12 protein-coding genes are annotated in these 14,174 nt (G+C 56.9%); 7 read left to right on the top strand and 5 right to left on the bottom strand.

Features of this window, described 5'->3' with window-relative positions; all coding sequences use genetic code 11:
* The first annotated feature begins 41 nt into the window (after window positions 1-41).
* From DIT72_RS16190 to DIT72_RS16205, 4 genes are all read left to right on the top strand, one after another.
* Complete coding sequence (locus tag DIT72_RS16190) at window positions 42-953, top strand: LysR family transcriptional regulator (protein ID WP_135956285.1); 912 nt, start codon at window positions 42-44, stop codon at window positions 951-953.
* 85 nt (window positions 954-1,038) lie between these two features.
* Window positions 1,039-2,517, top strand: a complete 1,479-nt coding sequence (locus DIT72_RS16195; RefSeq protein ID WP_135956286.1) for a flavin-containing monooxygenase — start codon at window positions 1,039-1,041, stop codon at window positions 2,515-2,517.
* Between the two features lie 69 nt (window positions 2,518-2,586).
* The gene (locus tag DIT72_RS16200; RefSeq protein ID WP_135956287.1) at window positions 2,587-3,264 is read left to right on the top strand and encodes a FadR/GntR family transcriptional regulator; all 678 of its coding nucleotides are present in this window, start codon (window positions 2,587-2,589) and stop codon (window positions 3,262-3,264) included.
* Window positions 3,264-4,268, top strand: coding sequence for a bile acid:sodium symporter family protein (locus tag DIT72_RS16205; protein WP_135956288.1), 1,005 nt, complete (start codon window positions 3,264-3,266; stop codon window positions 4,266-4,268). The genes DIT72_RS16200 and DIT72_RS16205 overlap by 1 nt, the downstream gene beginning before the upstream one ends.
* On the opposite strand, the gene DIT72_RS16210 is transcribed toward DIT72_RS16205, so the two are convergent.
* The gene (locus DIT72_RS16210; protein WP_135956289.1) at window positions 4,239-4,916 is read right to left on the bottom strand and encodes a J domain-containing protein; all 678 of its coding nucleotides are present in this window, start codon (window positions 4,914-4,916) and stop codon (window positions 4,239-4,241) included. The genes DIT72_RS16205 and DIT72_RS16210 overlap by 30 nt on opposite strands.
* A 299-nt stretch (window positions 4,917-5,215) precedes the next feature.
* Between DIT72_RS16210 and DIT72_RS16215 the strand changes: the two genes are divergently transcribed.
* Genes DIT72_RS16215 through DIT72_RS16225 form a run of 3 tightly spaced genes read left to right on the top strand, consistent with a single transcriptional unit; the run spans window position 5,216 to window position 10,195 of the window.
* A complete protein-coding gene (locus DIT72_RS16215; RefSeq protein WP_407657995.1) occupies window positions 5,216-7,246 on the top strand; it encodes a TonB-dependent receptor plug domain-containing protein in 2,031 nt (676 codons plus the stop codon).
* Window positions 7,247-7,278: 32 nt separating this feature from the next.
* Window positions 7,279-8,259: an ABC transporter substrate-binding protein gene (locus tag DIT72_RS16220; protein ID WP_228260847.1), complete on the top strand. Its 981-nt coding sequence runs from the start codon at window positions 7,279-7,281 to the stop codon at window positions 8,257-8,259.
* Window positions 8,252-10,195 (top strand): ATP-binding protein, encoded by a 1,944-nt coding sequence (locus DIT72_RS16225; protein WP_135956291.1) that lies wholly within the window; start codon window positions 8,252-8,254, stop codon window positions 10,193-10,195. The genes DIT72_RS16220 and DIT72_RS16225 overlap by 8 nt, the downstream gene beginning before the upstream one ends.
* A gap of 19 nt (window positions 10,196-10,214) precedes the next feature.
* Here the strand turns inward: DIT72_RS16225 and gorA are convergent, their stop codons facing one another.
* Genes gorA through gspL form a run of 4 tightly spaced genes read right to left on the bottom strand, consistent with a single transcriptional unit; the run spans window position 10,215 to window position 14,136 of the window.
* Window positions 10,215-11,576 (bottom strand): glutathione-disulfide reductase, encoded by a 1,362-nt coding sequence (gene gorA / locus DIT72_RS16230; RefSeq protein WP_135956292.1) that lies wholly within the window; start codon window positions 11,574-11,576, stop codon window positions 10,215-10,217.
* Between the two features lie 32 nt (window positions 11,577-11,608).
* Window positions 11,609-12,274 carry a GNAT family N-acetyltransferase gene (locus DIT72_RS16235; protein WP_135956293.1) on the bottom strand — a complete coding sequence of 222 codons (666 nt, stop codon included), beginning with the start codon at window positions 12,272-12,274 and terminating at the stop codon, window positions 11,609-11,611.
* A gap of 22 nt (window positions 12,275-12,296) precedes the next feature.
* Entirely contained in the window at window positions 12,297-12,827 is a 531-nt protein-coding gene (gspM, locus tag DIT72_RS16240) for a type II secretion system protein GspM (protein WP_135956294.1), read from the bottom strand.
* A 4-nt stretch (window positions 12,828-12,831) separates the two neighbouring features.
* Window positions 12,832-14,136: a type II secretion system protein GspL gene (gene gspL / locus DIT72_RS16245; RefSeq protein WP_135956295.1), complete on the bottom strand. Its 1,305-nt coding sequence runs from the start codon at window positions 14,134-14,136 to the stop codon at window positions 12,832-12,834.
* Window positions 14,137-14,174: the final 38 nt, after the last annotated feature.

Raw genomic sequence — 14,174 nt, forward strand, 5'->3', positions numbered from 1 at the left:
TAATTACGAACATTTCGTTCTCTTTTAAAGAACCATCTGTCATGAAACTGAATTATCATCATCTGTACTACTTCTGGATGGTCGCGCGAACCGGGCATCTGACCCGCGCCGCCAGAATGCTTCACGTTTCCCAGTCCGCACTATCGGGTCAGATTCGCAAGCTTGAAGACAGCCTTGGTCATGATCTGTTTATCCGCGAAAGCAGAAAACTGACATTATCCGAAGCGGGGCGAATGGCCTTCTCGTATGCCGAGGAGATATTCCGTCATGGCGAAGAGCTCACTGCCCTGTTTGCCTCAGGATCACAGCCAAACCGGGAAGTAATGAGAATGGGGGCAGTCGCGACACTGTCGAGAAACTTTCAGGAGGAGTTTCTGCGGCCCCTGCTGGGGCGGGACGATCTTGAACTGTGCCTGCAAAGCGGGCATATCGATGAGCTGCTAAGGCGGCTTTCAGCTCACAGGCTGGATGTTGTGCTGGCCAACCAGTCAGTCCAGGGTAATGAGCAGAACCCCTGGCGCTCGCGGCTGATTGCCCGGCAACCGGTAAGCATCATTGGCCCGCCCGGAGAACATAACGTCGTGGGTTTTCCGGCGTTTCTTACCGGCAAAAGCCTTATCCTTCCGGGCCCCGAAAGCAACATTCGCCAGGGGTTCGATCAGCTTTGCGAATACCACCGGATCTATCCGTCTGTAGCTGCGGAAGTCGACGATATGGCCATGATGAGGCTACTCACCCGGGACAGTGGGCGTTACGCCGTTTTACCACCAGTGGTCGTTCGTGACGAGCTCAACTCCGGTACCCTGGTGGACTATGGCTCTTTACCCGGCATCTTCGAAGAATTCTATGCGATCAGCATAAGGCGTCGCTTCGAGAAACCGGCACTTCGGGAATTGCTGGCAAAATCAGCCGGGAGTTTCCTGGCCGGACCTGTCATTGATCATTCTGACTAGCCAGGGTGTCCGAAAAAGTCATCAATGACGAAGACATGGACCCGTATACTCGGCACGAGACCATCTTCCATCAGGCGAATCTGTCATGAATCAGGCTGTAAATCCTTCAATGCCTTCCATAGTGATCATCGGTACCGGGTTCGGGGGCCTGGGCATGGCCATCCAGCTCAGGAATTCGGGCCTGGATTCCTTTATCCTGCTGGAGAAGGCTTCCGCCGTTGGCGGCACCTGGCGTGACAATACCTATCCTGGCGCAGCCTGTGATGTGCAGTCCCATCTCTATTCGTTTTCCTTTGAGCCCAGGCACGACTGGTCCAGAAAGTTCGGTTTACAACCTGAAATACTGGGTTATATGCAGCACTGCGTTGATAAATACGGCCTGGCTGACCATATCCGTTTCAACAAGGAAGTGGCCAGCGCAGCGTTTGACGAGGCTACCAACACATGGACCGTCATAACCACCGACGGCGAGTCGTTTACCGCCGATATCGTGATAACCGCCACAGGACAGTTAAACCAGCCCGCCTGGCCCAACATCCCGGGCATGGAAACCTTTTCCGGCAGAATGTTCCACTCCGCACGCTGGGATCACGATTATGATCTGAAGGGGAAGAACGTGGGGGTGATAGGCACCGGCGCCAGTGCCATCCAGTTTGTGCCAGAGATTGTTCCCCGCGTGAAATCCCTCAGCCTGTTCCAGCGTTCCGCTGCCTGGGTATTGCCAAAGCCGGACCGGCCGTTTTACCGGTGGGAACAGACCCTGTTCCGCAGAATTCCGGCCTGGGACCGCTTTTACCGCTACCTGATTTACTGGAAAAACGAGAGCCGCGCCCTGGCCTTTACCCGCTTCAACAGCCTGCTGGAAATCTTCGCCTGGCAGGCGAAGCGCTTCGCCAAAAGCGAGGTTCGCGATCCGCACAAGCTCAGGCATCTGATCCCGGACTACAAGATCGGCTGCAAACGGATTCTGATATCCAACGACTGGTATCGTGCGGTAGATCAGCCCCATGTAAACCTGGTCACCACCGGCATCGAACGAATTGCGTCGGACGGCATTGTGACCTCTGACGGAGCCCTGCACAAAGTCGACACGCTTATTATGGGTACCGGCTTTGCCGCCTCCGAATTCTTGTCGCCCATGGACATCAAAGGGCGCAACGGGCTATCGCTGAACCAGGCCTGGGCCAACGGTTCCGAGGCCTACAAAGGTATTACAGTCTCCGGGTTCCCCAACCTGTTCATACTCTACGGCCCCAATACCAACCTCGCCCACAACAGCATTGTCTACATGCTGGAGTCCCAGTTTCAGTACGTGCTCAGCTGCATTGAGACACTACAGGCGCAACCGGGAATCGCAATGGACGTTAAACCGGACCGGCTTCAGGTTTTTTCAGCAACCACCCAGCAAAAACTGCAAACCAGCGTCTGGGATTCCGGCTGCCATTCCTGGTACCTGGACAGGAACGGAAAAAATACCGTGAACTGGCCAGGCTTCACCTTTACGTATCGCAAGGCCACCCGTCAGGTAAACCCGGACGACTACGACTTTCTCCAGCCCTCTTGATAAACAGGAACTTGACAGTCAGAAGCTAGTCATAGGATGATTGGATCATCGGCTGTCAGGATCTTAGACATGAAGCTTGCCAGAATTACCAAAGGCTCCCTGGTGGAAAACGCCATCGAAAGCCTTCGCCACGCCATTGAACAGGGCCACTGGGCAATTGGCGACCGCCTGCCCGTGGAAGCAGATCTGTCGGAATCGCTGGGGGTCAGCCGCAACACGGTTCGGGAAGCAGTTCGGGTGCTGGTTCATGTCGGCATGCTGGAAACACGTCAGGGGGACGGAACTTACGTTCGCGCCACCAAAGACGCTGGCGAGACACTCCGCCGGATCGGTCGCTCGGAGTTGAGGGACAAGCTGGAAGTACGCATCATGCTGGAAACCGAAGCAGCAAAGCTGGCCGCAAAGCGGCGTGACACCAGAGACATGGAGAAGATGACCCTTGCCCTGGACAACCGCGGCAAGGCCGGGGACGCTATTGCTGACCGTATCCGGCACGATCAGGCTTTTCATACAGCCCTGGTGGCGGCTTCCCACAACCCTGCCCTCGCCGAGCTTTACGATTACTTTGCCCATGCGGTCGCGATGACCATAGAGCAGACAGAACTGGATTCGGAACTTCCCGAGCCCTCCCAGGAAGACCACGAATTGCTGCTGGCCGCTATCCGACGGCAAGACGAGGCGAAGGCGGAGGCACTGGCAAAGGCCCTGCTCCAGCCAAGCCTGGACGCTCTGGCGAGCCGGCCTTGATGAAATTCCGGCTTGATACGTTCACACTCCTGCTGCTGGGCGCTATTGTTCTTGCAACAGTCCTGCCGGTGCGCGGTGATGCCGCGGACGCACTGGCAACAGTCGGCACCATCGCCGTTGCACTGCTCTTCTTTCTCCACGGTGCGGCGCTTTCCCGCGAGCAGATTATCGCCGGGGCTACCCACTGGCGCCTGCACATTATTATTACCGCATTCACCTTTGTATTTTTTCCGCTGGTGGTTCTGCCAATCAATGAGATCAGCAACTTTGCGCCTGGCTGGATGCCACCGGACCTGGGGCTTGGCTTTCTCTATCTGGGGGTACTGCCTTCTGCCGTGTCATCATCGATAGCCTACACTGCCATGGCAAAAGGCAATGTGCCGGCGGCAATCTGCAGCGCCGCAGCCTCCAATGTGTTCGGCATGATGCTGACACCGTTCCTGTTGCTGTTGCTGGTGAGCACGTCGGGTGCCGGGAATTTCTCGGTGGTCGAAGCACTCAGGGATATTGTGCTTCAGTTGTTACTGCCATTCGCCGTTGGCCATGGGCTGCGGCCGTTGCTGGGCGGTTTCCTGGCCCGCCACGAGACGCTGTCTTCCCGCTATGACCAGTGCGTGATCTGGCTGATCGTCTATTCCGCCTTTTCTCACTCGGTGGCCAGCGGCCTTTGGCAGAACCTGCCCCTGAACGCAATACTGCTGGCCATTGCCCTGTGTTTCGCGCTGCTGGGATTTTTCATGGTGATGGCGATGTTCGTGGTTCGCAGACTGGGGTTCAGTCTGGAAGATGAAGCCGCCGTGGTATTTTGCGGCTCGAAAAAAAGCCTGGCATCGGGCCTACCCATGGCCAAGGTGCTGTTTTCCGGGCATCCCGGATTCGGCATGATTGTGCTGCCGATCATGTGCTACAACCAGATTCAGGTGATTGTGGGGGCCATGCTGGCAAAGAAGTACCGGGCCAGGATCGAGGCGGAGTCAGCCACCACCGCCCATTCCCCCGAATAGGGCCGCCAGAATGGCCAGGCCCACAATCCAGCCAATAACCGCCGGCCAGAAGTTAACCATCTGCGGCGGCAGCTCTTCCTGGGACTCCTGACCCGCACCGGACTGTTCTGTAAAGGTTTCATCCTCTTCCTGGGGTTCCGGGGCATCATGAAGGCTGTGCCAGTCAAACCAGCCAGCCAGAAACTGCACCACAGCAGGCGGGAAACTGCCGTTCTCGGCCATAGGGCGAACCTGCGACTCCAGAGCCCGTCCGATCTCTTTCCGAAGCCTTGGCTGATCCGCTGGCGGCTCACCAAGAATCGCTTTCCAGATCTGGGGATCGTTGCTGCGGCGGGAATCATTGAGCAGCGCGCGAATCTGAATGACCACCTCTCGCACGACCTGCTGTTCGGATGCATCCAGCTCGGCAGATTCCGCCTGATCCGCCGTTTCTGTTGCGGTCTTTTCAGTCGATGCCGGGCTTACCTCATTGCTGCCTTCCGTTCTGTCCCCGCGGCCGACCGCCTCACGTCCAGTTGCCTCACGGTAGGCCTGGCGCAATCGCTCCAACTCTTCGTCAGAGGCGAACTTTTCCTGACGTTCATACGCAGCATCGATCCGGGCCCGGTCACGGGTGGGCTCAATCCCCAATATTTCCCAACAATTCATAGAGTTGCAACTCATTCAGCGGATACACATTACATTTTTGAGAGACAAACGTAATCTTGTCACTTAGGATAACGGTCAAGCAGGTACTACAAAAACACCTACTCTCGGCAAAGTATAAAACGACAGCCATGCCCGTGACGAACTATCTCGTTAAAAACCCGGGGCTTTCCGGATGCTCGCGGGTGCATTTTCGCCTGATCCCCGTTGTTGTGGCCGGTGTATTCGCCACCATTACTACAGCGCAAGCCGGGAACGACAGTGCCGGGACCTACGTCCCGGCCACCCCGGAAGCCTCCGGGATGGGCTCAGACATACCCGAGGTTCTGACAACTACCCGGCTCAGGCAACCCAAATCCCGGGTCCCCGGTACAACTACAATCATCACCGGCGAAATGATACGTGACCTGGGCATCATGAACCTGGTCGAGGTTTTCCGCCTGGTACCGGGCATGACTGTCAATGCAGTCGGCAGTAACCAGCCGGTGACCAGCTACCATGGCACTGTACACTATGAGCAGCGCAGACTTCAGGTTCAGGTGGACGGTCGTACCTCGTATCGGGCCAGCCTTTCCGACATGGACTGGAACACCATGCCGGTGCCGCTGGATCTGATAGAACGGATCGAGATCAGTCGCGGCCCCAACAGCGCAGCCTATGGCATCAACGCATTCCTGGGAACCATCAACATCATTACCCGCGCCCCAGAAGACACCGCCGGCATTGAATTGCGGGCCATTTCCGGCTCCCGTGGTTATCGTCGGGCCTTTGGTTCTGTCGGCGATACCAGTGAAGACCATAGCTGGCGCCTGGCCTATGAAAAGCGCAAGTCAGACGGGTTTGACGAGCAGGTCGATGACGGTATCACCTACCCGTTCCGTAATGGCTTCGACATGAACACGTTTAACTACGACAGCACCCTGAGGATCAGCAACAATTACGATCTGGATTTACGCGCTGGCGTTGTTGACGGCATTGATGAGGAAGACGCGCGCAAGAACGGGAAGCTGGGGGCGGACGATAACCCCGACATTCTGGTCGATGATTATTATCTGCAGACGCGGCTGAACGTCACTACGTCGGAACGTCATTTCTACCATGTCCAGGTATCGTTCCAGAATTATGATCGCCGGCAGCGTTGGACCATCTGCATACCCGGAGACCAGTTTGAGCAAATAATAAACCCTGACCTTAACCCTGATCCCGGAGACTCTGTAGTCGAGGAACTCAGAGACTGTGGTCCGGATGAAACCGATCCGTTCAGAGCCAATCTGAACGAGGATATTGAAGAATCACGACTGGAACTGGAACTGCAGGATACCCTGCTGTTCACACCCGACCTGAAGCTGGTCTCCGGTCTGGGCTATCGCAAGGATACCTATCGGTCAGAGACGTTTTTCAACGGGCGTGGTAACAACTATCAGTCGCGGGTGTTCGGCAATCTTGAGTATACACCCCGGGAATGGCTGACACTGAATGCCGGCGGCAACTGGGAGCGAACAACCACAACCGATGAGGGGTATTTCTCGCCGAGAGTAGCAGCCAATTTCATCCTCTCCAATAACCATACCTTGCGTTTCGTTTATTCAGAGGCGGTTAGAACACCCGACGCCTTCGAGCAGAACCCGGACTGGTCCTACCGCCCGAGAGAGGTGCAGGCGCCCTATGAAGCACTCGAAGGCCAGCGATTTCCTGTCGAGGAACTGGTTGCTCCCGCTACATCCACATTCGGTAAGACACTTGAAGAAGAGCGCATAATCTCCCGGGAAATAAGCTATTTCGGTCAGTATTATCTGAGCTCATCCATCTTTTCACTGGAACTCCGTTACTTTAATGACCAACTCCGCGACATGATCAGCGGTATTATCAATGAAGAGGAATGGACCATCGACAACAACGTTGCCCTTGATCAGGAAGGCTTTGAAGTGGAGGCATCGCTGGACTTTCCCGGCACCAGACTGCGACTGAGCTACGCTTATCTGGATCAGGATGGACGCTTTACAGGGGAAAATGATCGCGACGCCGGAGACAGACAATACGCCATCGACCTTCTGGGCCGCCTCTCGGTCAGACACTCGGGGAGCTTTGCATGGATTCAGGACCTGCCGTTTGACCTGACTTCCTCAGCCGCTTTCTATTTCGCCGACGAATTTCGGCGCTCACAGTTCGAGCGAGCGGATTTCCGGCTGGCCCGGCAAGTCTTTAAAACGGGCTACAGTTACGAAGTGGCGCTCACCATGCAGCATTATCTGAGCAGGGAACCGACTCTCAGCCCGGACAATATTATCAGAGACCATAATCAGTTCTTCGTCGAAGCTGGCGTAAGATTCTGAAACACCAGGGACGACATAAGACCCCGGACGGTATGAAAGCAACAGGGCATCCGAATATTCTGACAACAACAGTTTCACCGGCAACCAGGTGGCGTCTGGTTATCCTTGTGCTGTTTCTGGTTATCACCCATTCGCTCCAGGCTGCGGCCGCCCAATCCGCCACGGGTTCGCTGGTCTATCTTGCCGGCTCCGACAATTCAGCACTGAATCGCCGCTTGCGGTCACTGCTCGAAGATGCGTTGGGAAGCACGACTGTTATCCGGTCCTTCAGCGACGGGCAAACCTCCCGGGACAGCGCGACACCGGTTATTGCACTGGGCCCGGAAGCCTTTACCCGTGTTCGCCAGGACAACAGGAATGCGCCTGTTCTGGCGTTACTTGTTGACCGGACCTTCATCGACGGGTACGCCGAGCGCTCAGGCGGCTCCGTCTCCGGGATTCTTTACGATCCTCCCCTGCTACGGCAAGCGATAGCCGGCCGGGCCATTCTGCCGCAAGCTACCCGAGTAGCGATGCTGGCGCGCCCTGGCACCGTTGAACTCTATGAACCGGTAACCGAGCAGCTTCCAGACTATGGGCTGGAGGGAAAAATATTTGTCGTCACTTCCGATGAAAAACTGATACCAACACTGATCCGTGCGCTGAACTACGGGGATTTTATCCTGGCAGCGCCAGACAGCAGTATCTACAATCCCAGAACCATCAAACACATCCTGCTGACCGCCTACCGGCGCAACCGTATTGTCATTGGTCCCAGTCAGGCTTATGTGAAGGCAGGATCTCTGGCGTCAACCTACACACCCCTTACCGAGATTGCGGAACTGGCCGCGGCGTTTATCCGCGAATACCGCACCAGTGGCCAGTTTCCGCCGCCGGTCTACCCTGACAGCTTCGGTATCCGACTGAACCAGCAGGTGGCGCGGTCCCTGAATATTCCTCTGCGGGACAGTCAGGATATTATCAATTCAGTAAAGGCCAGGCTTGGCGGGCCGGAGGAGAGCGCTGATGAGTAAGCAGGCAGACGCGCCGGCTCCACTTTCCAGAAAACTTCTGCTGCTGGGGGCAGCGCCGGCGATCGTCATGTTCATTGTGCTGATGGTGTTTTTTACCTCTGCACGCCTGGACGATGCCCGAAAGGACCTGGCCGACAGCAGCCAGATGCTGGCTGACAGCCTTGCCCCGGCCGTTGAATACGCCGTTGTTTCCGGCAATAACGCAGCACTGGAGCAGATTCTCTCCCAGTCCCTGCAGCGCAGCCGGGCGCAGTGGATCCGGGTGTCCAACCTGATGGGCGACGAGGTCGGCTACGTGTCTACCGGGCAGGCACCAGCGACACCGCCGGATGAAGCATTCGACGTGTTCGAATCGGAAATCCTTCAACAACCACTGGATATGGGCGAGGACCGCCAGACTGAATGGTTCGAGCCGGATTACGGATTCGGGACCGGCGCCCTCAGGGTAGGCACAGTAGAAGTTGGTGTTAACAGGGAACAACTGGCCGCGCGCCGCCAAGACATATTGTGGACGTCGCTTGCCGTCGGTTTTTCACTTCTGCTGTTTACCCTGCTGATTGTAAACCACTCTCTTAACAGTATCATTTCGCCTATTCGCAGTCTTTCACAGAGAGTAACAAAGCTGACCAACAGGGAGTATGAAGAAGTTCCGGTCAGCCGGACGCGCACTACCCGTGAAATCAGGGAGTTGGAAGAGAGCCTCAATTCCCTGGCGATCCACCTCAGAACACTCAGACAATCGAGGGATGAAACCCTGGCCTCTTCCGAGCAGGCCAGAGAGAGGGCGGAACTGGCCAATCGTGCCAAATCAGAATTCCTGGCAACCATGAGCCACGAACTGCGGACACCGCTCAACGGCGTACTGGGCATGATTGAACTGATTGCTGAAGAGCCATTGAGCCCGCGCCAGACTGATTATCTGCAAACGGCCCGTCACTCCACAGAGGACTTGCTGACCGTTATCAACGATATTCTGGACTACTCCAACATCGACCGCGGTACGCTGGCGCTGGAAAACCGGGAGTTTGACCTGCAACAGCTGATTATCAACTGTACGGCGAGCTATCGTCACCTTGCTGAACAGCAGGGCCTGACGCTGTCCAGCAGATTTGTGGGCGACTGGCCAGCGCATCCCGTAGTGCTTGGCGATGCCTCCAGATTGCGACAGATCCTGGCTGGTTTGATCGATAATGCCATCAAGTTTACCGGCGCCGGCTACATCAACGTCCAGGCAGGCTGGTTTTCGCTGGAAGAAAACTGTGTGGTACTGAACTGCACCGTCAGCGATTCCGGATCCGGCATCCCCCTGGAACGGATTCACGACATCTTCAATTCCTTCGAGCAGCTGGAAACCGGTGATTCCAGGCGTCATGGGGGAACCGGTATGGGGCTTTCCCTTGTGCAACGGCTGGTAGAGCTGATGGGCGGCCATGTTACGGTGGAAACCGATCCTGGCAAAGGCTCTTCCTTCCGCTTTGAGCTACCCTTTGAGCTGGCTACGCCGTTTGCCCCAGCGACCTCTCCCGAACCGGCTCCGCTGAGGCCCGGCAGTGAAAAGGCGCGGGCACTGGTGGTGGAGGACAACATGGTGAATCAGAGGGTTGCCACTGCCCTGCTCAAGCGCCTGGGATTCGAGACCGATACCGCGGCCAACGGCGAGGAGGCTCTGGAGCTGGTACAGACCAACCATTCAGGTTACGACGTTATTCTGATGGACTGCCAGATGCCGTTGATGGACGGCTACGAGACCACGCGGTATATCCGCGAATGGGAAAAGAGCAACGGCCAGGGCGGCACCCCGATCATTGCACTCACCGCTGACGCGCTACCGGGAACCGAAGCCACTTGCCGGGAAGCGGGTATGAATGACTATCTCTCAAAGCCGGTCAGAAAAGAGGGCCTGAGAAAGGTGCTCAGCCGCTGGATACAGATGTAAACAGCGGCCGGAGATCCTCTCAGGCTACCGGATTGCGCATGGTAACGAATTCTTCCGCGGACGTCGGATGAATGCCCATGGTGCTGTCAAACTGGGCCTTGGTAGCACCGGCCTTGATGGCAACAGCGATTCCCTGGGTAATCTCGCCAGCATCCGGCCCCACCATATGCGCACCAAGCACCCTGTCTGATTCGTCATCCACAATCAGCTTCATCAGTGCCCGCTCGTCCCGCCCGCTGAGGGTGTGTTTCATGGGTTTGAACTCGGACCGGTAAATGCGCAGCTTATGGCCAGCCTCCCGGGCCTCTGCTTCAGTCAGGCCAACGGTGCCAATGTTGGGCTGGCAGAACACCGCCGTGGGTATGCTGCTGTAATCCATTTCGCCCTTGCCATCCCCGAACAGACGCCGTGAAAGCACCATACCCTGGGCCAGGGCAACCGGGGTCAGCTGGGGGGTGCCGATTACGTCGCCCAGGGCCGTAATAGACGGAACGGCAGTCTGGAACTGATCATCCACAACCACATGGCCGGAAGCACTCATCTGTACTCCCAGCTGCTCCAGCCCAAGACCGTCCACCAGCGCCCGGCGGCCTGTCGCTGCCATGACCAGCCCGGTATTCAGGCGAGAGCCGTCAGTCAGTTCGACCGCATAGTGGGCATCTTCACTCTCGATGGATTCAATATTGACTTCAAACCGGAGATTGATCCCTTTCTTGCGCATTTCCGCCGCGGTAAATTCCCGGACGTCATCATCGAATCCGCGCAGGAAGAGTTCTCCCCGGTAAAGCAGGGTTGTTTCCACACCAAGGCCGGCGAGAATGCCGGCAAACTCCACTGCAATATAACCGCCGCCCCAGACCACAGCCTGCCTGGGTAATTGCGGCAGATAAAACATCTCGTTGGAGGTAAGCACGCATTCCTTGCCGGGCACCTCAGGAACAACGGGCCAGCTCCCGGTGGCAACGGTAATGTGTTTACTGGTGAAACTGCGGTCGCCAACGACAACCGTGTGGTCATCCGCCAGGGAAGCGGTGCCCTCGATAACCGTTACTCCAGCATTCTCCAGCATGCGTCCATAGATGCCATTGAGACGCTCGATTTCGGCGTTCTTGTTCGCCACCAGGCGGGTCCAGTCGAAGGTGACCTGACCATCCGGCACGTTCCAGCCGTAGCCGGCAGCATCCTCGATGTCCTCACCAGCATGGGAACCATAGACGAACAGTTTCTTGGGAACACAACCCACATTGACGCAAGTGCCGCCAAGGTAGCGGGATTCAACCACTGCTACGCGGGCACCCTTCGCCGCAGACATCCGGGCCAGCCGAACACCGCCGGAACCGGCGCCAATAATGATCAGATCGAAATCCTGTTTGTCAGACACAGCGTCTCCTGTAGTGGTAGCAACGAATCCGCTCATCCGGGGGCGACCGCCGCCTTATCGGCATGGAATTCGCGATATAGTACGTGATCTTCAAAATCACCCAGCCGGATAGTGCCAAGACTGCGAAATCCTTCCGATTCATAGAATGGCAGGTATCGGCTGTTGCCGGTATCAAGTACGAGGCCACTGCCGCGAGGGTTTTCTGCGCACAGTTTTTCCACGGTGGACAGCAGTATTCGCCCGTAGCCCTTGTTCTGGTATTTGGGATTGACCCCCATCAGCGGCAGCTGATGCGCGAGGGGCTGCGGCAGCATTTCCTTCATTTTCTCGTGGTAGTCAAGATAACGGCGGGTACAGGCAAACCCTGCGGTAAGTACCATGCGAATGCGCCAGCTGATCTGCGCTGCAAGGTTAAGCCTGAGTTCAGCCTCACCGATAAACGCAACTGCCACCAGGGTATCATTGACCATGACACCGATGGCGTCCTGATCCAGATCGAAATAAAGATCAATCAATTCCCGTACGGTTGCCCGCACGCGCTGCTCGTAACCCGGCCGGCGGTGATCAAACAGGTACTGAAACGTGGGCTCGCTCCGATAGGCGCTGACCAGGATGGATATCGCCTCATTGCGGGCACTGGGATCGAGGCGGACGATAGCCGGCTCCGCGCTGTTCCTGTTGTCTGTGCCGTCAGTCATCGTGTGTTCTCCAGCATTCGTCTCAGATTGTTAACGTCAGGCGTACCGATACCATGCCCGGATCATTCTGTCGATCCATGGAGGCCTGATCTATCTGGACACCGTGCCCGGTATTCAGTTGCTCAAGCCAGCTCGCCACCTCGGTAAAGGGTGCACCCTCAAGCCAGACTCTGATCGCATTATCGCCGCTCGGTTCGAAGCGCTGCAGCGACAGCCCGGCCTCTCCGGCACTGCGGGTAACCAGGGACATCAGCGCCCGGCCGTCTTCCGGAGTATCAACCGTGGAAGTACCCGGGCCGCCAGCGGCACCGGACAACCTCTCCAGCGAGTCCCTGTTGGCCTCCAGCCAGACGAGAAGCTCGGCCGACTGCTCCCGTTCGCTGAGCGCGTCGTCATGAAAATTTACAGCAGGTGTCCAGATGGCAAAATAAAGGATACCCAGAAGGACAGCGATCGCCAGAACGGTCAAGGCCTGCTGATCCCGGCGTGACAACTGATCATACCGGGCAATCAGTTTGCCCACTGCCGGCTGTTCCCTGATCCTGTCCAACATGATTTTAGCCTCCTGAAACCGTCAACCGACCGCGGGCGCCGTCGGATTCGTTCACCACCGACCCTATCTCGGCCTTCAACCCCCGTGTTGTAAGGCCGTTTCGCAGCGTACTCAGCTTGTTGTAACTGTCGGCCCGCACGTCCACTACCAGCTCTCCACGATTGCTGCTGTAATTGACCGAATTGAACATGACTGAGCCGGCGTCGGGTATTCTTGAATATTGTTCGCCGGTGTATTTCATCAGGGTGATAAAACCGGCGCCAGGGCCATCGGTCTGCATCTGGCGCATCTGGCCCTCAACAACCCTGCGGACGTTACCCGCGTGGGTTCTTGTGTCATCGGGGAAAGCCTGATGATAGAGAGCCATAGCCTCTTCCCTGTTCTGTTCAGCCTTTTGCTGGTGGTAAAGACCCATACCTGTCTCGACACCGATCTGGATCACAAACCAGACGCTGGCAACCGCGATCAGTGGCTTCCATGGACCCAGGGAACCGGACTTTCGGGTGCGAATACTGTACTCACCCTGGCACAGGTCGATGGGCTGGCAAAGATGGTGATGATGGGCGTGTGCCAGTAATTCCAGCGGCATCAGCTGCAGGGTTTCCTCTCTGACCGTCAGGCGCCCGGAAGATTTCAGCTCAACGAGGCCGGACTGCTGGTGCGCAAGTTCCTGTTCGGTGCCGTAAACCGTGACCGGCACTTCCGCCACAACTTCATCAGAGGGCGGCAGGACCAATGTCTGGGCGAACATGGCCAGATTGCGCGCGTGGACGCTGAGCCACTCGCCCTGATCACTCGCCAGCATGGCGGTTTCACCATCCAGACAGATCGACCAGCCCCCTTCCGTAATCGGAAGCAGTCCGGCATCGGGGTAAATCGCTTCGAGTTCCAGGTGTTCCCATCCACTGAACATGGCGACCCACTCCGCCATCCGGTTATGGTCGACCGCGGCGACCCGGAAACCCTTTTCAGTGCGGTTGCCGAGGGCAAGGTGCATGCTCTCGATATCCTGGGCGATCTGCTCCTCGACGGCATAAGGCAAGGCCTGATAAACAAACCTGGTCTGTCTGGCCGGAATATCCGCCACACAAAAAAGCGCCTCTTCGCCGGGGAGCAGGCCCACCAGTCGCACACCCTCAAGGTCGTTCTGGGCCAGCGTCTGTTCAATATCCTGTTTCCGGTTCGCGGTACCGCGGGCCTGGGCATCGCCACTGGCATCGAGCAGAACCCAGTTGTACAACTGGGCTTCCGGGGTAGTGTCGGGAACCGCAAAGGGTGGCAGCGGCCTGACGTAAAGGCGATAGGACATTCTGAACAGTTTCCTTTTCAACCCCACGGGGTCTTCAT

The organism is Marinobacter orientalis (genome assembly GCF_004792665.1).
Lineage (GTDB): Bacteria > Pseudomonadota > Gammaproteobacteria > Pseudomonadales > Oleiphilaceae > Marinobacter > Marinobacter orientalis.

Coding starts and splice junctions, on each gene's coding strand:
- DIT72_RS16190 (WP_135956285.1), top strand. CDS start 42: ATGAAACTGAATTATCATCATCTGTACTACTTCTGGATGGTCGCGCGA.
- DIT72_RS16195 (WP_135956286.1), top strand. CDS start 1,039: ATGAATCAGGCTGTAAATCCTTCAATGCCTTCCATAGTGATCATCGGT.
- DIT72_RS16200 (WP_135956287.1), top strand. CDS start 2,587: ATGAAGCTTGCCAGAATTACCAAAGGCTCCCTGGTGGAAAACGCCATC.
- DIT72_RS16205 (WP_135956288.1), top strand. CDS start 3,264: ATGAAATTCCGGCTTGATACGTTCACACTCCTGCTGCTGGGCGCTATT.
- DIT72_RS16210 (WP_135956289.1), bottom strand. CDS start 4,916: ATGAATTGTTGGGAAATATTGGGGATTGAGCCCACCCGTGACCGGGCC.
- DIT72_RS16215 (WP_407657995.1), top strand. CDS start 5,216: ATGGGCTCAGACATACCCGAGGTTCTGACAACTACCCGGCTCAGGCAA.
- DIT72_RS16220 (WP_228260847.1), top strand. CDS start 7,279: ATGAAAGCAACAGGGCATCCGAATATTCTGACAACAACAGTTTCACCG.
- DIT72_RS16225 (WP_135956291.1), top strand. CDS start 8,252: ATGAGTAAGCAGGCAGACGCGCCGGCTCCACTTTCCAGAAAACTTCTG.
- DIT72_RS16235 (WP_135956293.1), bottom strand. CDS start 12,274: ATGACTGACGGCACAGACAACAGGAACAGCGCGGAGCCGGCTATCGTC.
- gspM (WP_135956294.1), bottom strand. CDS start 12,827: ATGTTGGACAGGATCAGGGAACAGCCGGCAGTGGGCAAACTGATTGCC.
- gspL (WP_135956295.1), bottom strand. CDS start 14,136: ATGTCCTATCGCCTTTACGTCAGGCCGCTGCCACCCTTTGCGGTTCCC.